We start from the raw sequence: 21,118 nt of genomic DNA, 5'->3' as shown, positions 1-21,118 counted from the left end.
AGCCCATGAATCTGGTCGCGGCCTGGTTCCGTATTCCCTTCTGGCAGCGCGTCGTCGGCGGCTTCGTGCTCGGCGCACTGGCCGGGTGGCTGCTCGGCCCCGCCGCCGACACCTGGTTCGGCCCGCTCGGCGACCTGTACGTCACCCTGATCAAGCTGATCGCGGTGCCGCTGGTGTTCTTCGCGGTCATCAATGCCATTTCCGCCCTGCACGGGCAGGAGTCGGTGGCCAAGCTCGGCGCGCGCACCTTCGCCTGGTTCGTGGCCACCGCCGCGCTGGCGGTGGTCGTGGGCCTGGGCGTGGGCACGATCATGCAGCCCGGCAGCGGCCACCTCGGCCTGGAGGTGGCCTCGGGCTGGAAGCCGCGCGACGTGCCCGGCCCGATCCAGGTGCTGCTGGACGTGGTGCCCTCCAACGCCTTCTATGCGCTGACCGGCATCGGCACCAGGACCAACGCTGCCGGGGAGACCGTGCTGGCGGCCGGGCGCGGCTCGATCCTGCCGGTGATCTTCTTCGCCGGCCTGCTCGGCTTCGCCATGGTCAAGCTCGGCGACAAGGTCGCCGAGGCGCGCAAGCTGACCGGCCAGATGAGCGCGATCATGATCCAGGTGACGCGCTTCGTGCTGGAGGTCACCCCGATCGGCACCTTCGGCCTGATCGCCTCGCTGGTCGGCTCCTACGGCTTCGGCAAGCTGCTGCCGCTGGGCAATTTCGTACTGGCGCTGTACATCGCCTGCGCGATCCAGATCGTGGTGGTGTACGGCAGCCTGCTGCTGGCGCACGGGCTGAACCCGTGGAAGTTCTTCCGCGGCGCCTCGCCGGGCATGCAGGTCGCGTTCGTGACCTCCTCGAGCTTCGCCGCCATGCCGGTGGCACTGCGCTCGGTCATCCACAACCTGGGGGTGAACAAGGACTACGCCGCGTTCGCCGTGCCGCTGGGCGCGAGCATCAAGATGGACGGCTGCGGGGCGATCTATCCGGCGCTGTGCGCGGTGTTCATCGCCCAGTACACCGGCGTGCCGCTGACCGCCAACCAGTACTTCGTGGTGCTGATCGCCTCGGTGCTGGGCAGCTTCGGCACCGCCGGCGTGCCCGGTACCGCGGTGGTGATGGCCACGGTGGTGCTGAGCGCGGCCAACCTGCCGCTGGAGGTGATCGGCTACCTGTACGCGATCGACCGCATCCTCGACATGATGCGCACCATGACCAACGTCACCGGGCAGATGCTGGTGCCGGTGCTGGTCGCGCGCGAGACCGGCCTGCTCGACAAGCCGGTCTACGACGCGGCGCCCACCGACGTCGGCCTGGACGAGGGCGCGAGCGGCAGCGGCAGCCCGGCCCGCTGAGGCGGCACCGGGCCGGCTGGCTCAGCGCCCGATCTGCTGCTGCCGGGCCAGTTCCCCGGCCAGGGCGCGCTCGGCCGCATCGGCGTAGGCGCGGCAGGTGGTCGGCCGCGGATGCGGGTTGCCGCGGTCGGCATAGTCCCAGCCGCTGGCCTCGGCATGCGGGGTCAGCAGCAGGTCGCAGGGCAGGCCGCGCACCACCTCGAAGGTGTGGCGGTATTCCTCCACGATGCGCGGCCGGCGCGGGTTGTAGGCCAGGCGGTAGCCCGGCGCGCTCAGGCTGTCCACGTAGGCCAGCGTGAACGGCCGGCCGTCGCGGGTGTCGCGGAAGGTCCAGGCCATGCTGCCCGGGGTGTGGCCCGCCACGAAGCGCACCTGGAAGGCGACCCCGCCCAGCGTGACCGTTTCCCCGTCCTGCACCAGCCGGTCGGCCGCCACCGGCGGGAACAGCATGGCATCGCCGAAGGCGAGGTCGTCGCTGCCGCCGCGGGCCAGCAGCGCGGCCGATTCGGCGTTGCTCACCAGGGTGGCGCCGCTGGCGCGGCGGATCGCCGCCAGCGGGCCGGCATGGTCGGCATGGGCGTGGCTGTGCAGGATCAGGCGCAGGTCGCCTGGCGCCACGCCCAGCTGCGCCATGTGGGCGAGCAGCATGTCCGCCGATTGCGGCATGCCGCCGTCGATCAGCACCGCGCCCGACGCGGTCTTCACCAGCAGCGCGCTCAGCCGCGCGGTGCCGATCTGCCAGACATGGTCGCTGATGCGCAGCGGTTCGATCGGTTGCAGCCAGGCCGGCTCGACGGTGTAGGCCTGCAGCTGCGGCAGTACCGGCTCGGCGGCCGGGGCCGGGGACGAGGCCGCGAGCAGGCCCAGGGCCAGGGCCAGGTGTCGGGGCATGGGGCAGGTCCGGAAGGCGGGCGGCCATTGTCGCCGTCCAGCCGGGCCGTCTTCCAGGCCGCCGCCCGAGGTGGCCGGAAGGCGAATGAATCCAGGTCCGTGCCGACACGGCACCTGCCAGCCGACGCGCCGCGCGGCAGACCTGCGCGCCTGCACTGCCTAATGCCGGCCGGGGAAACCTGGCCGCAGGGGAAATCCGGGCCCTGGAAAGACCAGGGGCCGCTGTCGCCAGCGGCCCCCATCGTCCTGCGGCGGGACGGCCAGGCTCAGAGCGTGACGCGGCGGGCCTGGATGAACTTCTGGCTCCAGTAGCCGCTGGTCAGGCTGTCGATCTGCACGTCCTTGCCGGTGCGCGGGGCGTGCAGAAAGCGGCCGTCGCCGACGTAGATGCCGACATGGTCCACGTGGCCCTTGCGGCCGAAGAACACCAGGTCGCCGGCGGCCAGGGCCGAGGGGTCCTTGATCAGCTCGGCGTCGTCCTTGCGTGCCATCTCGCGCGATACGCGCGGCAGCTCCACGCCCAGCGCGGTCTTGAATACGTAGTTGACCAGGCCGCTGCAGTCGAAGCCTTCCGGACCCTCGCCGCCCCAGCGGTAGGGCGTGCCCAGCAGCGCCATCGCGCCGCGCAGGATCGACTGCACCTTGCCCGTGTCGTTGCCCTGGGCCCCGACCAGCGAGCCCTGGCTGACGTCGTAGCTGGCCAGCAGGCGGCTGAGGTCGCCGGCGAACATGGCCGAACGGTCCATCAGCGGAATGGTGTCGTTGCCGGCCAGGCGCGGCAGCAGGGCGGCCAGGGCGGCGGTAGCGGCGGCATCGGCGCGGTTGCGGGGCGCCTGCGCGGAACTGGAAGGGGTGCCGGTGGCGGCGGCGTCGGCCGGTGCCGACTGGGCCAGGGCGGGGAGTGCCGAGAGGCAGAGGACCGCGGTGCAGAGAAGACGGAGGGACTTCCGGATCGGGGTGGTTCGGCTTCCCCGCTGTGCCATCGCTTCGATCGTCACGCCGGTCTCACAAAAACGAATGTGTCGCGATAGTGCCGTGAAGACCGGATGGATATGTTCAAAACTTGTTAAAAATTCATGAACTGGGGTGCGACGCATTGCCCGGTTTCAGTGCAGGACCCGCCGCGCGCCGCTGTAATGGTCGCGCCAGTAGGGCCCGTCGAGCGAATCCAGGCGCACCGTGCCGCCACTGCTGGGGGCGTGCACGAAGCGGCCCTCGCCGACGTAGATGCCGGCATGGCTGACCGTGCCGCGGCTGCCGAAGAACACCAGGTCGCCGGCCGCCAGCCGCGCGGGATCGATGCGCGGGCCTTCCAGGCCGGCCAGCTGCGCGGAGGTGCGCGGCAGGCTGATGTTGGCGGCGTCGCGGTAGACGTAGGCGATCAGCCCGGAGCAGTCGAAGCCCGATTCGGGCGTGTTGCCGCCGTAGCGGTAGGGCGTGCCGACCAGGCCGATGGCACGCATCAGCACGGCGTTGGCGGCCACCGGGTCGGCGGGGGCGACGGTGTTCCACACGCGCGGGGATGCCGGCGGATGGCGCGTGGGCGCATGGCCGCAGGCGGCCAGCAGCAGCGCGGCCAGCAGCGCCGCGAAGGCAGGCAGGGGGCGGGGTCGGGGAGCAACTGGCTTGTTGTGCATGGAGCCGGGATAATGCGCTGTCCTGAACCGCCGCCATGATGGCGGCGCCCCAGCCGGCCGACAAGCCGCCCATTCGCCCGCCCGCGGCGGGCCCTCAGCCAGAGTTGCGCAATGAAGATCGAGAAAGACCGCGTCGTCCGTTTCCACTACACCGTCTCCGAGGTCGGCCAGGCGCCGATCGAGAGCTCCAGGGAGCGCGAGCCGCTGGCGATCCTCATCGGCCACGGCAACATCATCCCCGGCCTGGAGACGGCGATGATGGACAGGGAAGCGGGCGAGAGCTTCGGCGTGGACGTGCCGGCCGCCGACGCCTACGGCGAGGTCCGCGAGGGGCTGGAACAGCGCATCCCGAAGAAGCATTTCGGCAACATGCGCCTGCAGCCGGGCCAGCAGGTCGTGCTGCAGACCAATTTCGGCCCGCGCGCGGTCACCGTCAAGAAGGTCGGCCTGAGCGTGGTCGATGTCGACCTGAACCACCCGATGGCGGGCAAGGACCTGCATTTCGACGTGGAGATCGTCGAGGTCCGCGAGGCCACCCCGGAAGAGCTCGAGCACGGCCACGTGCACGGCGACGGCGGCCACGAACACTGAGCCATCGCCCCGGCCGGGCACGGTGCCCGGCGAAACGATGGCCACGTGCCTGCGACGGCCCGCTCCGGCGGGCCGTCCGCGTTCCGGGCGTTGGCCGGCGGGCGTGGTCTAATCGCGGCTTTGCCGCTTCCCGTCCCCATGGCCGCTCCTTCCCTGCAGCCGGTCGCGCCCGCCGAGCGCCTCCTGGTCCTCGACGTCGCCCGCGGCTTCGCCCTGGCCGGCATCGGCCTGATGAACATCGAGGCCTTCGTCGGGCCGCTCGACCGCGCCCTGGATGGCGTCGACCCGGGCTGGCACGGCATCGACCGCATCGCCGACACCCTGGTCTACCTGCTGGTGCAGGGCAAGTTCTACACGCTGTTCGCGCTGCTGTTCGGCATGGGGTTCGCACTCATGGTCGAGCGCGCCGAGCGTGCCGGCCGGGCATTCGCACCGTTCTACCTGCGCCGCAGCGCGGCGCTGCTGGCCATCGGCCTGGCCCATGCGCTGCTGGTGTGGTCCGGCGACATCCTGGTCAGCTACGCGCTGCTGGCCGTGCTGCTGCCGGCCTTCCGCGAGGCGCCGGTGCGCTGGTTGCCGTGGCTGGCACTGGCGGTCTACCTGGCGGCTCCGTTGCTGGTGCTGGGCCTGGGCGCGCTCGGCCAGCTGGCCCAGGCCTCGCCGCAGGACGGAGCGCACTGGCAGGCGCAGCTGCAGGCCGCCGGCGAGGCCGCGCGGCAGACGATCGAGGCGCAGCGCCAGGCCTATGGCCACGGCAGCTGGTGGCAGGCCACGGTGCAGCGCGCCCACGACCTGGGGGCCACGCTGCGCGGCCTGCTGGTGAACGGCCCGCTGATCTTCGGCATGTTCCTGTTCGGGGCCTGGTTCGTGCGCGGCGGCGCGATCCGCGCGCCGCAGGACCATGCCCGGCTGTACCGGCGGCTGCGCTGGATCGCCTGGCCGGCAGGCCTGGTGCTGATGCTGGCCAGCTGGCGGTTGCAGCCCTGGCTGGACCCGGCGCGGATGGACCTGGGCAGCGCCGCCGCCTTCGCCCTGGCCTGCGTGGCCAACCTGCTGATGTGCCTGGGCTACCTGGCCTGGGTGCTGCGCGCGGTCGCGGCGCTGCGCTGGCTGGCACCGGCCGGGCGCATGGCGCTGAGCAACTACCTGCTGCAGTCGCTGGTGTGCACCGGCGTCTTCTATGGCTACGGGCTGGGCCTGTTCGAGCGCCTGCCGCGGGCCTGGCAGCTGCCGTTCGTGCTGGGCCTGTTCGGCCTGCAGGTACTGGCCAGCCGCGCCTGGCTGGGGTGGTTCCGCTTCGGCCCGTTGGAATGGCTGTGGCGGGCGGCCACCTACCTGCGCTGGCCGCCGCTGCGGCGCTGAGCGCGGCGCGCTCACGTGGCGCACGATGCTCGCCATGGCATGCTCGCCGGCCACGGTGCGGGAATACGCGATGGATGCCTCGAGCTTCGACTACGACCTGGCGGTGATCGGCGGCGGTTCCGGCGGCCTGGCCGCGGCCTTCGCCGCCGCGGGCCATGGCGCGCGCACGGTGCTGTTCGAGCCGGGCGAGCTGGGCGGCACCTGCGTCAATGCCGGCTGCGTGCCGAAGAAGGCGATGTGGCTGGCCGCCGGGCTGGCCGAGGGGTTCGGCCTGGCCGCGCGGATCGGTTTCCAGGACGTGCCGCCACGGCCGGACTGGGCACGGCTGGTGGAACACCGCCAGGCCTACATCGCGGGCATCCACGCCAGCTACCGCACGCGCCTGGACACGGCCGGCGTTTCCCTCGTGCCCTCGCGCGCGCGCCTGGTCGATGCGCATACCGTGGAGGACGCCGACGGCATCCGCAGGCGCGTGGCGCACGTGGTGGTGGCGACCGGCGCCCATGCCGTGCGCCCGTCCATCCCCGGGGCCGCGCTGGGCGCGCTGTCGGACGATTTCTTCCGCCTGACCGCGGCGCCGCGCCGGGTGGCCGTCGTCGGCGGCGGCTACGTGGCGGTGGAGCTGGCCGCCATCCTGCAACTGCTCGGCAGCCGGGTGGAGCTGGTGGTACGCGACGCGCGGCTGCTGCCGCAGGCCGATGCCGAGGTGGCCGCAGTGCTGGCCGACAACCTGCGCCAGCAGGGCGTGCGGGTGGCGTTCGACACGACGGTGACGGCGCTGGCGCCGGCCGGCGACGGCGTGCGCGTGGGCACGGACGGCGATTTCGACGGCACGACGGTGGACCAGGCGTTCTTCGCGGTGGGACGCCGCGCGAACCTGGCCGGGCTGGGCCTGGAGGCGCTGGGCATCACTCCCGGTCCCGACGGCGAGCTGCCGGTGGACGAATGGCAGGACACCGCGGTCGCCGGCGTGCACGCGATCGGCGACGTCACCGGCCGCGCCGCGCTGACGCCGGTGGCCATCGCCGCGGCGCGACGGCTGATGGCGCGGTTGTTCGGCGGCCAGGCCGGTGCCCGGCTGGACTACGCGGACATCCCCACGGTGGTGTTCGCCCATCCGCCGCTGGCGCAGGTCGGGCTGACCGAGGCCCAGGCCCGGGAACGCTTCGGCGCGGACGTGCGCGTGTACCGCAGCCGCTTCCGGCCGATGCTGCGTGCGCTGGCCGGCTCGCCGCTGTGCAGCCTGTTCAAGCTGGTCTGCACCGGGCCGGACGAGCGCGTGGTCGGCATCCACCTGCTGGGCGAGGGCAGCGAGGAGATCCTGCAGGGCTTCGCGGTCGCCCTGAAGATGGGCCTGACCCGGCACCAGCTGCAGGCCGCCGTGGCCCTGCAGCCGACCTCGGCCGAGGAACTGGTGCTGATCGGCCCATGATCCCGGTCACGCCTGCACCCGCAGCGGTGGATTCCCAGGAGGCGCGCCTGCGCATCCTGGCGGCGGTGCGGGCGATCCCGCGTGGCCAGGTGCTCGGCTACGGCGAAGTCGCGCACCGCGCCGGGCTGCCGGGCCGGGCGCGGCTGGTGGCGCGCGTGCTGGCCGGCAACGAGGACCCGGACCTGCCCTGGCACCGGGTGCTGCGTGCCGACGGGCGCATCGCCTTCCCGCCGGGCTCGGCCGGGGCGCGCAACAGGCGCAGCGGCTGCGCCTGGAGGGCGTGCGGGTCGAGGCGGGGCGGGTGCGCCGCACCGCCGTCGCGGCGGATGGCGAAACCCTGGATCGCGCCCTGTGGGGGCCGCGCTGACGCTGCCGCTATCATGGGCGGCCTGTTTCCTCCGGACACCCGCATGTTCCCGCGAATCCCCCCGGTCACCCGCGCCCTGCTGATCGCCAACGGCGCGGTGTTCCTGCTGCAGTGGCTGCTCGGCGATGCGCGCCTGGCCGAGTTCATGCTGTGGCCGCTGGGCTCGGCGGACACCTACGACGGGGCCGGTTTCCAGCTCTGGCAGCTGCTGACCTACGGGTTCATGCACGGCAACTTCTCGCACCTGTTCTTCAACATGCTGGCGCTGTTCATGTTCGGCGCGCCGCTGGAGCAGGTCTGGGGCGAGAAGCGCTACCTGGTCTATTACCTGGTGTGCGTGGTCGGCGCCGGCCTGTGCCAGCTGGCGGTGGGCTGGTGGATGACCACGGGCGGGACGCCGCCGTATCCGACCCTGGGCGCCTCGGGCGGCATCTTCGGCCTGCTGCTGGCCTACGGCCTGCTGTTCCCCTCCCAGCAGGTGATGCTGCTGTTCCCGCCGATCCCGATGAAGGCGCGTACCTTCGTCATCCTCTACGGCGTGGCCGAGCTGTTCATGGGCTTCACCGGGCTGGCGCCGAGCGTGGCCCATTTCGCGCACCTGGGCGGCATGCTGTTCGGCTGGCTGATGATCCGCTACTGGCGCGGCCAGCCGCCGTTCGGCCGGCGCGGGCCGCCGCGGCCGCGCATCGTGCGCTGAATCGCAGGGCGGCAGCGGCCTTCGCCGCAAGCAGACGGGCCGTACCGGCCCGGGAGCGCACGGGCGCTTGTCCCGTGACCGGGAACTTCGCGACCCGTGGCACCGCGCGCGGATAGCGATGGTGGCTGGCCGCCAGGGTCTTGATGCCCCGCGGCAACCTGGTATTCCCGTTCCCCGGCCCTCGCATGCCTGGCATCTGCTGGCCCACGATCGTGCTCCGGTGCGCGGCGTGGCGCTGTCGCGTGGCCGGCCGCCAGGCAAAAAAAACGGCGCGGTATCCCGCGCCGTTTCTCAGGATGCCGCAGGACCCGGGGTCAGGGCCACACGCCGATCTGCTCGGCGCCGCTGCGGACCATCGGCTGGCCCGCCTTGCAGCTGAAGCTGGCGGCGAACCCGGGCAGGTTGGACAGCGGCGCGTTGGTGCGCCACTTGCCCGGTGCCTGGATGTCGGCGGTGCTGCGCTGGATCGCCACGTTGGGGGCGAGCTGCTGCGCCCACAGTCCGGCCCAGGCATTGAAGAACGCCTGCTGGTCGGCCTGCGCCGGGTTGGCCACGGCGTGCGCATAGGCCGCCCAGGCCAGTTCCACGCCGCCCAGGTCGGCCAGGTTCTCGTCGGCGGTGAGCTTGCCGTTGACCTTGGCCCCCTTCACGCCGGGATAGTCGTAGGCGTCGTACTGGCCGGCGATGCGCGCCTGCAGCTGGGCCCAGGCGCTCTTATCGGCCGGGGTCCACCAGCTGCGCAGCTGGCCCTGGGCATCGACCATCGCGCCCTTGGCATCGACGGCCCGGGTCAGCTCGCGGCCGACCAGGGCACCGTAGGCGCCGTACAGGGCACCGGGCGTGGCCTGCGCCGCCTGCTGCGAGAACACCGGCGGCTGCAGCACCGCGGCGGTGACGATCAGGCGGTTCTGCGCCGGGTCGTAGGCCAGCGCCGGCTGCTGCGGCAGCACGTCCCAGCGACGGTCGGCATTGCCCTTGCCGATGCGCTTCATCTCCTGGGTGTGGCGCCAGGCCGAGGCGATCAGCATGTTGCCACCGAAGCTGCCGCGCCCCATCGGCTGCACGGTGTAGTCCAGGTCGCGGCGCGGCGCGCCGATCTCGATCTTGAGCGCATCGAGCTTGGCCTGGGCCTCGGCCTTGGCCTCCGCGCTCAGCCACGGGCTGCGCTTGACCGCCTCGATCTGCGCCTGGCGCAGCTGGTCGGCGACGATGCCGGCCAGGCGCCGGCTCTCCGGCGGCAGGTAGCGGGCCACGTACTCGTGGCCGAGCATGGGGCCGGCGGCGACGTTGATCGCCTCCAGCACCTGCTGCCAGCGCGGGTCGGGCGCGACCTGGCCGCGCAGCACGCGGCCGCGGAAGTCGAATTCCGCCTCGCGGAAGGCCTTGGACAGGTACGGCGCCATCGCATCGCCCACGCGCCAGCGCAGGTAGGCCTGCCATTGCTCGGGCTTGATGCTGGCCACCAGCGCGTTGAGCTGCTTGAAGAACTCCGGATTGGGCAGCGAGACCAGGTCGTCCTTCACGCCCTGGGCCTTGAGGAAATCCTCCAGCTGCAGGTTGCGGTACTGCTTGGCGGCGTCCTTCACCGCGACCGGGGCGTAGTTGTTGAACGGATTGGCCATCTCCGCCAGCGGCCGCGAGGCCCGCGCCAGCAGCGTTTCCACCTGCAGCACCGAGGCCGAGTCGGCATCCAGGCGGTCGGGGGCGGTGCCGGTCAGGGCCAGGATCTGCTTGACGTAGCTGCGGTAGCGGCCGAGCACGGCGACGGTGTCGGCGTCGGTGCGGGTGTAGTAGGCCGGGTCGGGCAGGCCGGTGCCGCCCTGCATGAAGTAGCCGATGTGGCGGTCGAGCGCCTTCAGGTCCACGTCGGGCGAGAAGTTGAAGGCCACCGGGATGCCGACCTGGTGCAGGGCGGCGAACGCGGCGGGCACGTCCTTGGTGCGCTTGATCGCGTCGATGCGCGCCAGCAGCGGGGCGATCGGGCGCGAGCCGTCGGCCTCCACTGCGGCCTCGTCCAGGCCGCTGGCCCAGAAGTCGCCTAGCAGCTTCTGCACGTTGCCCTGCGGGGCGGCCATGGCGGCGTCGAGCAGCTGGCGCTGCTGCGCGAGCGCGTTGTCGGCGAGCTGGCCCAGCGCGCTGGTCGCGCCGGCGGCCGGCACCGGGTTGGCCTTCAGCCACGCGGCATCGGCCTGGTCGTAGAAATCGGTACACACGGCCGGCGTCGCCGGGGCCTTGGCCGGGGCACGCTTCTTGGCGGCGGCATCGGCGGGGCTGGAGGCAAGGACGGTCAGGCCCAGGCCGACGGCGAGGGCAAGCGGGCGGATGTTGGACATTGGCGGGTGGGTCCCGGCTGGATCGAAAGTGCGCGGAGTTTAGCGCAAGGGCAGGGCGGCCCGAGCCCGGTCGCGGGCGCGGGCCGCGGCGGCGTCACTGCAGCGACTGGATGACCAGTTCCAGCGTGTTCTGGCCCTTTTCGCGCTGCAGCAGCCGCGCCGGCACCGGCAGATCCGGCACGATCCAAGCGACCAGTTCCTTGTCCCCGTCCGTGCGCGAGACCTTGGTGGCCTGCTCCTGCTTGCCGTTGACGGTCAGCGTCTCCTTGCCGACCACCTTGTAGGTCATCGGCCTGACCTTGCCGTCGTCGACCATGCGGTAGGTCAGCGGCTTGCCGGCATGCAGGTCGCGGGCGATGGCCAGGTTGATCAGCAGCCCGTCCATGTCGCCCGGCTGCAGGGCCACCGGGCCGCGGCGATCGGGCTTGATGTCGCCGCTCCAGGTCGCCTGGCGGGTCTTCCAGTCGTAGTTGGCCTGCACGCTGCGCTTCTTGAAGAACGCGGCGGAGGAATCGTTGCTGCTGAGCGGGCGCAGCTGGCCGCCGGCTTCCTCGAACACGGTGCTCTGCATCAGGTTGGCCAGCTGGTTGCGGATGACCAGGCTGTAGCGCCACTGGCCGCCGTCCTCCTGGGCCAGGGTCATCAGGCCCTCGGCCTGCAGGCCCATGTAGTTGGCCTGGTAGCTGGCCTTGAACGGCTGCATCGCCAGGGCCGGCAGGCTGGCCAGCGCCAGGGCCGCCAGCGCGAGCAGGGAAAGGGGGCGGGCGAGCTTGGTCATGGTCACACTCCTTGGTATTCGGTCAGGCGCAGGTCGATGCGGTCTTCGCCATCCTCGCGCTGCAGGATGCGCACCGGGGTCGGCACGCCGTTGGCGATCCACAGGATCGTCTCGTTCTTGCCGCCGTTGGTGCGGAACACGCGCAGGGCGTCGTAGCTCAGATCGCCCACCTGCACGGTCTCGGTGGCATCGGCGGCGCGGTATTCGTGCTCGCGCACGCGGCCGAAATCGACATAGCGGTAGTGCAGGCTGGCGCCGGGGCGCGCGTCGCGCATCAGCGACAGGTTCAGCAGCAGCGCGCTCTGGTCGCCGGCCTTGAGCGGGACGGCGGCCAGGTGCTTCTTGTCCACGTCGCCGCTCCACTGCGCGGTGTGGCTCTGCCAGTCGTAGACGCCGGAGGCGCGCTTGCCCAGGAACAGGCCCTTGCGCACGGTGCCCTGGCTGAGCGGGAAGTAGGTCGGCCCGTGCACCTCGAACACCGTGCTCTGTTCCAGGTTCATGCCGAGGATGCCGGCCACGCCGCGGTCGCCGTGCACGGCCATGTCCACGCGCCAGCGCGGGCCGTCGTCGTGGACCACGCGCATGGTCGCGCTGCCGGCCAGCTTGCCCTTGTAGTAGGCCTGGTAGGTGGCCACGAAGGGCTCCAGCGGCGGCGGGGTCCAGTCCGGGGCCGCACCGGCGATCGGAGCGGACGGCGCGGCCTGGGGCGGCGCGGCGGGGGCCGCTGCCGGCAGCAGGGCGCAGGCCAGTAGCAGGAACTTGGATGTGCTGTTCATGGGGAGGCGGGTGAGCGAAGGTGCGATCATGGCCCAACGCGTGTGGCCGGCATGTGGGCAGCGGTCACGGCACCAGGTGCGTATGCGCGCAATCTAGGCGCAGCGGTCTAAACCGGCACTGACCATCCAGCCATACCCGGCCGTCGCGCTCGGCCACGCGGCCGGCGGCGAGCAGGCCGACGGTGGCCACCAGCAGCGGGTGTTCCACCGCCAGCACCCGCCCGGCCAAGGTGTCGGGCGTGTCCTCATGCAGCACCGGCACCGGCGCCTGGGCGATCACCGCGCCGGCGTCCAGTTCCGGGGAGACGAAATGCACGCTGGCGCCGTGTTCGGCATCGCCGGCGGCCAGGGCCGCGGCATGGGTACGCAGGCCGCGGTGGCGCGGCAGCAGCGAGGGGTGGATGTTGACCAGCCGCCCGGCGTAGCGGCGTACGAAGGCTTCGCCGAGGATGCGCATGTAGCCGGCGCAGACGATCCAGTCCGGCGCGGCGGCGTCGATGGCCGTGGCCATGGCCTGCTCGAACGCGGCGCGGTCGGCGAACGTGGCCGGGGCCTGCGCCCAGCGCAGCGCCGGGGCCACCCGCGCCAGCGCGGGGGCGCCGGGGCGGTCGGAGAACACGCCGACGATCCGCGCCGGCAGGGTGCCGGCGGCGATGGCGTCCAGCAGCGCCTGCAGGTTGCTGCCGCGGCCGGAAGCCAGCACGGCGATGCGCGCGGGGGCGGACGGGATCGCGGTCACGCGCAGCGCATCCGGCGGCAAGGGGAGGGGCCGGCGACGGCTCGCCGGCCACTGGCATGGTGCCGGCGGGCGCTGCCGTTCCGGCACGGACGCCTCCGCGCCGCGACGGGGAGCACCGCCGTCCCGTGCGCCGCGACCTTGCTGGCGATCATGGCCCGGGCAGCGCTCAGCCGATCCTGACGCGCTCGCCGCCGGCCGCGGTCACCTGGCCGATCTGCCAGTGCCGCAGCTGCACGCTGTCCAGGTCCGCCTCGACCCCGGCCAGCTGCGCCGGCGGCACGATCAGCACGAAACCGATGCCGCAGTTGAAGGTGCGCCACATTTCCGCGTCGGCCAGGCCACCGGCCTGCTGCAGCCACTGGAACACCGGCGGCAGCGGCCAGGCGCCGGCATCGATGTCCAGACCCAGGCCCTCGGGCACCACGCGGACGATGTTCTCGGTCAGGCCGCCGCCGGTGATGTGCGCCATGCCGTGGATGCCCTGCGGCCCGTGCCGGCGCAGCAGCTCCAGCACCGGCTTGACGTAGATGGCGGTGGGCGCCATCAGTGCCTCGCCCAGCGGGCGTCCGTCCAGGTCCTGTTGCAGCGACGCACCGCTGCGCTCGAGGATCTTGCGGACCAGCGAATAGCCGTTGGAGTGCGGGCCGGAGGAGGCGATCCCGACCAGCACGTCGCCGCGCGCCACGCGGCTGCCGTCGAGCAGCTGCGACTTCTCCACCGCTGCCACGGTGAAGCCGGCCAGGTCGTACTCGCCCGGCGGGTACATGTCCGGCATCTCGGCGGTCTCCCCGCCGATCAGCGCGCAGCCGGCCAGCTCGCAGCCGCGGGCGATGCCGCCGACCACCGCCACGGTGGTGTCCACGTCCAGCTTGCCGGTGGCGAAGTAGTCCAGGAAGAACAGCGGCTCGGCGCCCTGCACCAGTACGTCGTTCACGCACATGGCCACCAGGTCGATGCCGATCGTGTCATGGCGGTTCAGCTGCTGGGCCAGCTTGAGCTTGGTGCCCACCCCGTCGGTGCCCGACACCAGCACCGGCTCCTTGTACTTGCCGGCCAGGTCGAACAGCGCGCCGAAGCCGCCCAGCCCGCCCATCACCTCGGGGCGGAAGGTGCGCCTGACCAGCGGCTTGATGCGCTCGACCACGGTGTTGCCCGCGTCGATGTCGACGCCGGCGTCACGATAGGTCAACGGAGGATTCGCGGGAGACGTCGGGGTCACGGACAGGCACCGGGAGGGAAAGTGGCGGGATTTTAACAGCCCGCATTGGCGCCCACCGGCCATTCGGGCAACAATTCCCGGCCATGAGAACGAGGATGGAATCGCCGATGCGCCGCAGCCTTGTCCTGTTGCTGTCCCTGCTGCTGGCCTGGCCGGCGCTCGCTCCCGCCCAGTCCGCACTGCGTACCGAGGGCGACAGCGCCCGCGCGCAGGGCCTCTACGACGCCGAGGTGCCGGTGAACGGGCAGAGCGATGCCGAGCGCAAGGCGGCGCTGGGCCGCGCGCTGGGCGTGGTGCTGGGGCGCCTGGCCGGCGACCGCGGCGTGGTGTCGCGGCCCGGCGTCGCCCCGGCCCTGCGCAACGCCCAGGACTACGTGGACGGCTACGACTACCGCCAGGACCAGGGCACCGCCGCCAGCGGCGCGCCCTCGTTCCGCACCGTGCTGGTCGCGCACTTCCGCGCGTCCGACGTGGACGCGCTGGCCGCCGCGCTCGGCCTGCCGGTATGGCCGCAACCGCGGCCCAAGCCGGTGGTGTGGCTGGCCATCGACGACGGCAGCGGCCCGCGCCTGGTCGGCGTACCGCAGGCTAATGCCGCGCGCAGCCTGCTCGACCGCGCCGTCGAGCGCGGCTACCGCCTGGGCCTGCCGGCCGGCACCGCCGCCGAACAGGCCCTGGTGGGTGCGATCTGGCGCCAGGACACCGGGGCCATCGCCCGCGCCTCGGCGCGCTACAGCCCGCCCATGCAGCTGGTGGGCAAGCTCTACCGCAGCGCGAACGGCTGGAGCGCGGACTGGGTGTTCGTCGACGGCGGCCGCGAACTGGCGCGCTGGAGCACCCAGGACGCCGATGCCCGCCGCGCCATGGCCGGCGGTGCCGACGGTGCCGCCGACGCGCTGGTCAAGCGCTACGCCAAGGTGGCCGACACCGGTACCGCGGGCGTGTACCGGGTGACGATCCGCGGCATCCGCTCCGCCGACGACTACCTGCGGGTCTCCGCGGCGCTGCAGGGCGCCTCGGTGGTGCGCGCGATACGCCCGGTGCGCGCCAGCGGCGACCGCCTGGACCTGGACCTGGACCTGCTCACCGGCCCGGCCGGGCTCAACCGCATGCTCGGCAACGACGGCCCGCTCGAGCCGCTGCCGTTGCCCGAGCCCGCCGACGGCCAGCCGCTGCCGGCACAGATGCCGCAGGAGTACCGCGTCCGATGACGCCGCTTTCGCCCGAGGCGGAGATCGCCCAGTTCCTGCGCCGGCTCAAGTGGATCGCGCTGGCAGGGCTGGCGCTGTGGGTCGTGGGCCTGCTCGCGCCGATCCTGACCCCGTTCGTGCTGTCGTTGCTGCTGGGCTGGCTGGGCGACCCGCTGGTGGACCGGATGGAGGCCCGCGGGCGCTCGCGCAACACCGCGGTGATCCTGGTGTTCGTGCTGATGACGCTGCTGCTGGTACTGGCGCTGCTGATCCTGGTGCCGATGATCGAGCAGCAGGTGGTGACCCTGCTCAACGCCCTGCCGCAGGCGCACGACTGGTTGATCGGCACCGCGCTGCCCTGGATGGAGCAGCGCACCGGCCTGCAGCTGTCGATGTGGCTGGACCCGGAGCGCCTGTTCGACTGGCTGCGCAGCCACTGGCAGCAGGCCGGCGGGGTGGCGACCACCCTGTTCGGCTACGTGTCGCGCTCGGGCTTCACCATGCTGGCCTGGGTGGTGAACCTGGCGCTGGTGCCGATCCTCACCTTCTACTTCCTGCGCGACTGGGACACCCTGGTCGAGCGCGTCGCGTCGCTGATCCCGCGTGCCTACATCGGCACGGCCAGCCAGCTGGCACGCGAATCCAACGAGGTGCTCGGCGCGTTCATGCGCGGCCAGTTCCTGGTGATGATTGCGCTGGGCGCCATCTACGCGATCGGCCTGAGCGTGTCCGGGCTCAACCTGGGCCTGCTGATCGGGCTGGTGGCCGGGCTGATCAGCTTCATCCCCTACCTGGGCGCGACCACCGGCATCGTGCTGGCGGTACTGGCCGCGCTGGTGCAGGCGCGCGGTTTCGACCTGCAGCTGATGGCCGGCGTGGCCATCACCTTCGGTGCCGGCCAGCTGCTGGAAAGCTACGTGCTCACCCCGCGCATCGTCGGCGACAAGATCGGCCTGCATCCGGTGGCGGTGATCTTCGCGGTCATGGCCGGCGGCCAGCTGTTCGGTTTCCTCGGCATGCTGCTGGCGCTGCCGGTGGCGGCCGTGGCCAACGTGCTGCTGCGCTATGCGCACCAGCGCTACACCCGCAGCGAGCTCTACAGCGGCGGCGGGCCGGCCATCGTGCTCAGCCGGGACGAGCCGCGCATCGTCGAAACGTCGAAGGACACGGACCTGCCGTGAGCGTGCCGCAATTGCCGCTGGCCCTGCGCTATCCGCCGGACCAGCGCCTGGAAAGCTTCGTCGCCGCCCCCGCCGGTGCCATCGCCCAGCTGCGGGCGGTGGCCATCGGCGCGATCGGCGACTGGATCTACCTGGCCGGCGCGCCCGGCACCGGCAAGACCCACCTGGCGCTGGGCGCCTGTGCCGAGGCCGAACGCGCCGAGCGCAAGGCCGCGTTCGTGCCGCTGCATGCCGCCGCCGGTCGCACCGCGCAGGCGCTCGACGCGCTGGAAGGCATGGACCTGGTGGCGCTGGACGGGCTGGACGCGATCGCCGGCCGCCGGGGCGACGAGGTCGCGCTGTTCGACTTCCACAACCGTGCCCGCGCCGCCGGCGTCTCGCTGATCTACACCGCGCGGGCGATGCCCGAATCGCTCGGGCTGGTGCTGCCTGACCTGCGTTCGCGCCTGGCGCAGTGCACGCGCATCGCGCTGTCGCCGCTGGACGATGCGCAGCGCGCCGAAGTGCTGCGCGAGCGCGCCCACCGTCGTGGGCTGGCCCTGGACGAGGCCGCCATCGACTGGATGCTCACCCGCACCGGCCGCGACCTGGGGGCGCTGGTGGCCCTGCTGGACCGGCTCGACCGCGAGTCGATGGCCGCCCAGCGCCGCATCACCGTGCCGTTCCTGCGCAAGGTGCTGGACGAGGGCGGCGCGGGTTGAGGCGCGCCTGCGCGTCCCGGGCATGCCCGCACGGGGACCGGCGGGCATGGGCGTCACTGGCCGTGTCGTCGTCCCGGTTCGCATTCTCAGCATGCCCCGCAACGGCCGGATTCCAAGGGGCAGGGGCGGGCTGTGATCAGCCTGCGCGAGGCGCGCCGCGCAGTTCCGCGTCCAGCGTGGCCAGGCGCTGCGGCGTGCCGACGTCGGTCCAGCGTCCGCGGTGATGCTCGCCGCGCGCCGCGCCGCGGGCCATGGCCGCGCGCAGCAGCGGCGCCAGCGGGAAGCGCGGCGGCTGCAGCGCCGCGCCGGGCGTGGCCCCGATCGCCGCCGGCCAGTCGGCCAGCAGCCGTGGCCGGTACACGCCGATGCCGGCGAAGGTCAGTGCCGGCGCGCCGTCCACGCGATCGCGCACCTGGCCGTCGGCACGCAGCACGAAGTCGCCCTGCGGGTGATGGACCGGGTTGTCCACCAGCACCAGATGGGCATCGCCGGCGGGTTCGCGCGGCAGGCGCGCGAAGTCGTAGTCGGTCCAGATGTCGCCGTTGACCGCGAGGAACGGCGCGGTGCCCAGCAGGGCCAGGGCGTGCAGCATGCCGCCGCCGGTCTCCAGCGGCTCGCCGCCCTCGTGGGAATAGCGGATGGACAGGCCGAAAGCACGGCCGTCGCCGAGCAGGGGCGCGAAGCGCCCGGCCAGCCAGGCGGTGTTGACCACGACCTCCGTCACCCCGATCGCGGCCAGCTTCTCCAGGTGCCAGACGATCAGCGGCTTGCCGCCAGCGGCCAGCAGCGGCTTGGGCGTGTGCTCGGTCAGCGGGCGCATGCGCTCGCCCTTGCCCGCGGCGAAGACCAGCGCCTTCATCGCAGTTCCCCGCGTGAGCGCATGGCCGGCTTGATCCGCGTTTCCAGCAGTTCGCCCAGCGGCCGCAGCTCGGCATGGCGCGGCAGGACTTCGTCCAGGTAGGCGATGAAGCGCGGGGCATCGCCCAGGTAGCGCGGCTTGCCGTCGCGGTGGTGCAGGCGCGCGAAGACGCCCAGGATCTTCAGATGGCGCTGCACGCCCAGCCAGTCGGCATCGCGCAGGAAGCGCGGCAGGGCCGGCACCGGCAGGCCGGCCGCGGCGGCACGGGCGTGGTAGCGCGCCAGCCAGGCGTCCACGCGCGCCAGCGGCCAGCTCTGGAAGGCATCCTTGAACAGGCTGACCGCGTCGTAGGCGACCGGCCCGGCGACGCAGTCCTGGAAATCCAGCACGGCCAGGCCGCCGGCCACCGGCATCAGGTTGCGCGCCATGAAGTCGCGGTGCACCAGGACCCGGGCCTGGGCGAGGGCATTGTCCGCCAGCCGGCGCTGCACCTGCGCCAGGCCGTCGCCCGCCGCCCCGTCCAGGACGATGCCCAGGTGGCGACCGAGGAACCATTCCTCGAACAACCCGGCATCGCGCTGCAGCAGCGCCTCGCCGAACACCGCCATGTCCGCGGGCGGTGCGATCGCCTGCAGCTTCAGCAACTGGTCGACCGCCGCATCGAAGTCGGCGTCGGCGCTGTCGGCGGTGATGGCCTGTGCCAGCGTGCGCGGGCCCAGGTCCTCCAGCAGCAGGAACCCGGCCTCGACGTCGCGCGCCAGCACCTTGGGCACGCGCACGCCGCCGCCCTCGAGCAGGTCGCGCATGCGCAGCCATGGGCGCACGTCCTCGCGGCCGGGCGGGGAATCCATCAGGATCATGCTGCCGCCGTCCGCGCCGGCCACGCGCCAGTAGCTGCGGAAACCGGCATCGACCGAGGCGCGCTGCGGCAGCGCCTCGCGGCCGAGGGCCCGGCGTACCCAGTCGGTGCGCGCCTGCGCGCGCAGCGCATCGTCGCCCGGCGCGGGCGGAACCGCGGAAACGCCCATCGTCGCTGCGGTCAGCCGCCGCGGCCGCTGAACAGCCGCGACAGCGCCAGGATCGCCATCGCGCCGAGCACCGCGGCCAGGAAGCTGACCGGTTCGCCGCGCACGTACCAGCCCATGTACTGCCCGAACCAGCCCGCCAGCAGCGCGCCGGCGATGCCGAGCACGATCGTCAGCAGGCAGCCCATGCGGTTGTTGCCGGGCATGAAGAAACGCCCGAGCAGGCCGGCCAGGAAGCCGATCAGGAGGATGTACAGCCAGCTGTCACTGCCGAACAGACCTTTCATGGGCGTGTCTTGGGCGCGCGGAGGGAACGGGAGCCTAGCATCCGGCCACGGCGGCCGGCAGGGGCGGAGACGGCGCCGGCCGTCTCCGGGACGCGGGCGGCCTCAGCAGCAGCCGTGGCCGCCGTGGCGGGTACCGCTGTCGGCGGCCACCGTCGATCCGCTGGTCTCCCCGCGCAGGCTGGCGGCATGGTGTTCGAGGATCACCTGCGCCACCGAGGCGGTCAGGCGCTTGCCCATCGGGATGTGCAGGAACTCGTTGGGCCCGTGCGCGTTGGATTGCGGGCCGAGCACGCCGGTGATCATGAACTGCGCGCCGGGGAACTTCTCGCCGAGCATGCCCATGAACGGGATCGAGCCGCCTTCGCCCATGTACATGGCCGGCTTGCCGAAGAACGCCCGGCTGGCATCGTCGATGGCCTTCTCCAGCCACGGCGCCATTGCCGGCGCGTTCCAGCCGGTGGAGGCCTTCTCCAGCTCCAGCGTGACCTGCGCGCCGTTGGGCGGGTCGCGCAGCAGCGCCTGCTTGAGCAACTCGCCGGCACGCTTGCCGTCGGCGGTGGGCGGCAGGCGCAGCGACAGCTTGACCGCGGTGTAGGGGCGCAGCACGTTGCCGGCCGACTCCAGCGGCGGCATGCCGTCCACGCCGGTGATCGACAGCATCGGCTCCCAGGACCGGTTGAGCACCAGCTGGGTCAGGTCCTGGCTCATCGGCTGCAGGCCCTTGACCATCGGGAACTTCTCGAACAGCGAGTCGTTGAGCACCGCGGCCGACTTGCGCGCCTGCTCGACGCGTTCGGCCGGGATCTCCACGTGCAGCTCGTCCAGCAGGATGCGGCCGGTGGTCTCGTCCTCGATGCGCGAGAGCAGCTGGCGCAGCAGGCGGAAGCTGGAAGGCACCACGCCGGAGGCATCGCCGGAATGCACGCCCTCGGTCAGCACCCGCACGGTCAGGTTGCCGCCGGCCAGGCCACGCAGCGAGGTCGTGCACCACAGCTGGTCGTAGTTGCCACAGCCCGAGTCCAGGCACACCACCAGCGACGGCTTGCCGATGCGCCCGGCCAGGTGGTCCACGTAGGCCGGCAGGTCGTAGCTGCCCGATTCCTCGCAGGCCTCGATCAGGATCACGCAGCGTGCATGCGGCAGTCCCTGGTCCTGCAGCGCGGCGATGGAGGTCAGCGAACCGAAGATCGCGTAGCCGTCGTCGGCACCGCCGCGGCCGTACAGCTTGTCCCCGCGCAGCACCGGCTTCCACGGGCCCAGGTCCGGATCCCAGCCGGTCATCTCCGGCTGCTTGTCCAGGTGCCCGTACAGCAGCACCGTGTCCTCGCCGATGTCCTCGCCGCTGGCCGGGATTTCCAGGAAGATCAGCGGCGTGCGGCCTTCCAGGCGCACCACCTCGACCTGCAATCCCTTGATCGGCTGCGACCGGGCCCAGTTCTCCATCAGCGCGATGGCCTGGTCCATGTAGCCGTGCTCCACCCACTTGGGGTCGAACATGGGCGACTTGTTGGGGATGGCGATGTAGTCGATCAGCTTGGGGACGATCTCCTGGTCCCACTTGGCGCTGACGAAGTGGTCGAGCTTGGAGGTATCCATGGTGACTCCACGATGCGGCAAAGCCCACATTCTACGCGTTGCCTCGCGTAGGACTTTTCCTACAAGCACCAGCGCCGTTCACCGGCTGTCCATCCGGCAGGCGGGCGATAG

General features: G+C 72.2%; 20 protein-coding genes and 1 pseudogene. 9 read left to right on the top strand and 12 right to left on the bottom strand.

Going from position 1 to position 21,118, the window contains the following annotated elements:
* Positions 1-5: 5 nt before the first annotated feature.
* Positions 6-1,346, top strand: coding sequence for a dicarboxylate/amino acid:cation symporter (locus tag BN3794_RS10150; RefSeq protein ID WP_066096872.1), 1,341 nt, complete (start codon positions 6-8; stop codon positions 1,344-1,346).
* Between the two features lie 21 nt (positions 1,347-1,367).
* Here BN3794_RS10150 and bla read toward each other — a convergent pair whose 3' ends face one another.
* From bla to BN3794_RS10135, 3 genes are all read right to left on the bottom strand, one after another.
* Positions 1,368-2,237, bottom strand: coding sequence for a subclass B3 metallo-beta-lactamase (bla, locus tag BN3794_RS10145; RefSeq protein ID WP_066096867.1), 870 nt, complete (start codon positions 2,235-2,237; stop codon positions 1,368-1,370).
* Positions 2,238-2,503: 266 nt separating this feature from the next.
* Positions 2,504-3,220, bottom strand: coding sequence for a C40 family peptidase (locus tag BN3794_RS10140; protein ID WP_066097234.1), 717 nt, complete (start codon positions 3,218-3,220; stop codon positions 2,504-2,506).
* Positions 3,221-3,343: 123 nt separating this feature from the next.
* Positions 3,344-3,874: a C40 family peptidase gene (locus BN3794_RS10135; protein ID WP_066096864.1), complete on the bottom strand. Its 531-nt coding sequence runs from the start codon at positions 3,872-3,874 to the stop codon at positions 3,344-3,346.
* Between the two features lie 111 nt (positions 3,875-3,985).
* Here BN3794_RS10135 and BN3794_RS10130 point away from each other — a divergent pair, with 111 nt between their 5' ends.
* The 5 genes and pseudogenes from BN3794_RS10130 to BN3794_RS10115 all read left to right on the top strand — a co-directional run bounded on the left by BN3794_RS10130 (position 3,986) and on the right by BN3794_RS10115 (position 8,323).
* Positions 3,986-4,465: an FKBP-type peptidyl-prolyl cis-trans isomerase gene (locus BN3794_RS10130; RefSeq protein ID WP_066096860.1), complete on the top strand. Its 480-nt coding sequence runs from the start codon at positions 3,986-3,988 to the stop codon at positions 4,463-4,465.
* Between the two features lie 138 nt (positions 4,466-4,603).
* A complete protein-coding gene (locus tag BN3794_RS10125; protein WP_066096857.1) occupies positions 4,604-5,827 on the top strand; it encodes a DUF418 domain-containing protein in 1,224 nt (407 codons plus the stop codon).
* Between the two features lie 70 nt (positions 5,828-5,897).
* Positions 5,898-7,259 (top strand): glutathione-disulfide reductase, encoded by a 1,362-nt coding sequence (gorA, locus tag BN3794_RS10120; protein WP_066096854.1) that lies wholly within the window; start codon positions 5,898-5,900, stop codon positions 7,257-7,259.
* A pseudogene (locus tag BN3794_RS15945) lies at positions 7,256-7,626 on the top strand (MGMT family protein). The gene gorA and the pseudogene BN3794_RS15945 overlap by 4 nt, the downstream one beginning before the upstream one ends.
* Before the next feature lie 43 nt (positions 7,627-7,669).
* A complete protein-coding gene (locus BN3794_RS10115; protein WP_066097232.1) occupies positions 7,670-8,323 on the top strand; it encodes a rhomboid family intramembrane serine protease in 654 nt (217 codons plus the stop codon).
* Positions 8,324-8,637: 314 nt separating this feature from the next.
* Here BN3794_RS10115 and BN3794_RS10110 read toward each other — a convergent pair whose 3' ends face one another.
* The 5 genes from BN3794_RS10110 to purM all read right to left on the bottom strand — a co-directional run bounded on the left by BN3794_RS10110 (position 8,638) and on the right by purM (position 14,138).
* On the bottom strand, positions 8,638-10,656 hold the full coding sequence (locus BN3794_RS10110; RefSeq protein ID WP_066096851.1) for a M13 family metallopeptidase: 2,019 nt from the start codon (positions 10,654-10,656) through the stop codon (positions 8,638-8,640).
* Between the two features lie 94 nt (positions 10,657-10,750).
* Entirely contained in the window at positions 10,751-11,434 is a 684-nt protein-coding gene (locus BN3794_RS10105; RefSeq protein ID WP_066096849.1) for a DUF3108 domain-containing protein, read from the bottom strand.
* 2 nt (positions 11,435-11,436) lie between these two features.
* Positions 11,437-12,210 (bottom strand): DUF3108 domain-containing protein, encoded by a 774-nt coding sequence (locus tag BN3794_RS10100; protein WP_066096847.1) that lies wholly within the window; start codon positions 12,208-12,210, stop codon positions 11,437-11,439.
* A 64-nt stretch (positions 12,211-12,274) separates the two neighbouring features.
* Entirely contained in the window at positions 12,275-12,940 is a 666-nt protein-coding gene (gene purN, locus BN3794_RS10095) for a phosphoribosylglycinamide formyltransferase (RefSeq protein WP_066097230.1), read from the bottom strand.
* A gap of 175 nt (positions 12,941-13,115) precedes the next feature.
* The gene (gene purM, locus BN3794_RS10090) at positions 13,116-14,138 is read right to left on the bottom strand and encodes a phosphoribosylformylglycinamidine cyclo-ligase (RefSeq protein ID WP_066096844.1); all 1,023 of its coding nucleotides are present in this window, start codon (positions 14,136-14,138) and stop codon (positions 13,116-13,118) included.
* A gap of 125 nt (positions 14,139-14,263) precedes the next feature.
* On the opposite strand from purM, the gene BN3794_RS10085 reads away from it, so the two are divergent.
* Genes BN3794_RS10085 through hda form a run of 3 tightly spaced genes read left to right on the top strand, consistent with a single transcriptional unit; the run spans position 14,264 to position 17,240 of the window.
* Positions 14,264-15,379, top strand: a complete 1,116-nt coding sequence (locus BN3794_RS10085) for a DUF2066 domain-containing protein (protein ID WP_066096842.1) — start codon at positions 14,264-14,266, stop codon at positions 15,377-15,379.
* On the top strand, positions 15,376-16,539 hold the full coding sequence (locus BN3794_RS10080) for an AI-2E family transporter (RefSeq protein ID WP_066096840.1): 1,164 nt from the start codon (positions 15,376-15,378) through the stop codon (positions 16,537-16,539). Before BN3794_RS10085 ends, BN3794_RS10080 begins: the two co-directional genes overlap by 4 nt.
* Complete coding sequence (gene hda, locus BN3794_RS10075) at positions 16,536-17,240, top strand: DnaA regulatory inactivator Hda (protein WP_066096837.1); 705 nt, start codon at positions 16,536-16,538, stop codon at positions 17,238-17,240. The genes BN3794_RS10080 and hda overlap by 4 nt, the downstream gene beginning before the upstream one ends.
* A gap of 136 nt (positions 17,241-17,376) precedes the next feature.
* Here hda and murU read toward each other — a convergent pair whose 3' ends face one another.
* From murU to BN3794_RS10055, 4 genes are all read right to left on the bottom strand, one after another.
* Positions 17,377-18,099, bottom strand: coding sequence for an N-acetylmuramate alpha-1-phosphate uridylyltransferase MurU (gene murU / locus BN3794_RS10070; protein ID WP_066096834.1), 723 nt, complete (start codon positions 18,097-18,099; stop codon positions 17,377-17,379).
* A complete protein-coding gene (locus tag BN3794_RS10065; RefSeq protein WP_066096832.1) occupies positions 18,096-19,127 on the bottom strand; it encodes an aminoglycoside phosphotransferase family protein in 1,032 nt (343 codons plus the stop codon). Before BN3794_RS10065 ends, murU begins: the two co-directional genes overlap by 4 nt.
* Before the next feature lie 11 nt (positions 19,128-19,138).
* Entirely contained in the window at positions 19,139-19,411 is a 273-nt protein-coding gene (locus BN3794_RS10060) for a GlsB/YeaQ/YmgE family stress response membrane protein (protein WP_066096830.1), read from the bottom strand.
* A 102-nt stretch (positions 19,412-19,513) separates the two neighbouring features.
* Positions 19,514-21,007 carry a M20 family metallopeptidase gene (locus BN3794_RS10055; protein WP_066096827.1) on the bottom strand — a complete coding sequence of 498 codons (1,494 nt, stop codon included), beginning with the start codon at positions 21,005-21,007 and terminating at the stop codon, positions 19,514-19,516.
* Between the last annotated feature and the right edge of the window lie 111 nt (positions 21,008-21,118).

Origin of the sequence: Xanthomonas massiliensis (genome assembly GCF_900018785.1) — a bacterium.
Lineage (GTDB): Bacteria > Pseudomonadota > Gammaproteobacteria > Xanthomonadales > Xanthomonadaceae > Xanthomonas_B > Xanthomonas_B massiliensis.
The sequence above is the reverse complement of the archived record's forward strand: the minus strand, read 5'-3'. Positions and strand labels throughout refer to the sequence as shown.

Coding starts and splice junctions, on each gene's coding strand:
- murU (WP_066096834.1), bottom strand. CDS start 18,099: ATGAAGGCGCTGGTCTTCGCCGCGGGCAAGGGCGAGCGCATGCGCCCG.
- BN3794_RS10130 (WP_066096860.1), top strand. CDS start 3,986: ATGAAGATCGAGAAAGACCGCGTCGTCCGTTTCCACTACACCGTCTCC.
- BN3794_RS10140 (WP_066097234.1), bottom strand. CDS start 3,220: ATGGCACAGCGGGGAAGCCGAACCACCCCGATCCGGAAGTCCCTCCGT.
- BN3794_RS10150 (WP_066096872.1), top strand. CDS start 6: ATGAATCTGGTCGCGGCCTGGTTCCGTATTCCCTTCTGGCAGCGCGTC.
- BN3794_RS10105 (WP_066096849.1), bottom strand. CDS start 11,434: ATGACCAAGCTCGCCCGCCCCCTTTCCCTGCTCGCGCTGGCGGCCCTG.
- BN3794_RS10085 (WP_066096842.1), top strand. CDS start 14,264: ATGGAATCGCCGATGCGCCGCAGCCTTGTCCTGTTGCTGTCCCTGCTG.
- BN3794_RS10065 (WP_066096832.1), bottom strand. CDS start 19,127: ATGGGCGTTTCCGCGGTTCCGCCCGCGCCGGGCGACGATGCGCTGCGC.
- BN3794_RS10125 (WP_066096857.1), top strand. CDS start 4,604: ATGGCCGCTCCTTCCCTGCAGCCGGTCGCGCCCGCCGAGCGCCTCCTG.
- BN3794_RS10055 (WP_066096827.1), bottom strand. CDS start 21,007: ATGGATACCTCCAAGCTCGACCACTTCGTCAGCGCCAAGTGGGACCAG.
- BN3794_RS10115 (WP_066097232.1), top strand. CDS start 7,670: ATGTTCCCGCGAATCCCCCCGGTCACCCGCGCCCTGCTGATCGCCAAC.
- BN3794_RS10135 (WP_066096864.1), bottom strand. CDS start 3,874: ATGCACAACAAGCCAGTTGCTCCCCGACCCCGCCCCCTGCCTGCCTTC.
- BN3794_RS10080 (WP_066096840.1), top strand. CDS start 15,376: ATGACGCCGCTTTCGCCCGAGGCGGAGATCGCCCAGTTCCTGCGCCGG.
- BN3794_RS10100 (WP_066096847.1), bottom strand. CDS start 12,210: ATGAACAGCACATCCAAGTTCCTGCTACTGGCCTGCGCCCTGCTGCCG.
- BN3794_RS10110 (WP_066096851.1), bottom strand. CDS start 10,656: ATGTCCAACATCCGCCCGCTTGCCCTCGCCGTCGGCCTGGGCCTGACC.
- bla (WP_066096867.1), bottom strand. CDS start 2,237: ATGCCCCGACACCTGGCCCTGGCCCTGGGCCTGCTCGCGGCCTCGTCC.
- BN3794_RS10060 (WP_066096830.1), bottom strand. CDS start 19,411: ATGAAAGGTCTGTTCGGCAGTGACAGCTGGCTGTACATCCTCCTGATC.
- gorA (WP_066096854.1), top strand. CDS start 5,898: ATGGATGCCTCGAGCTTCGACTACGACCTGGCGGTGATCGGCGGCGGT.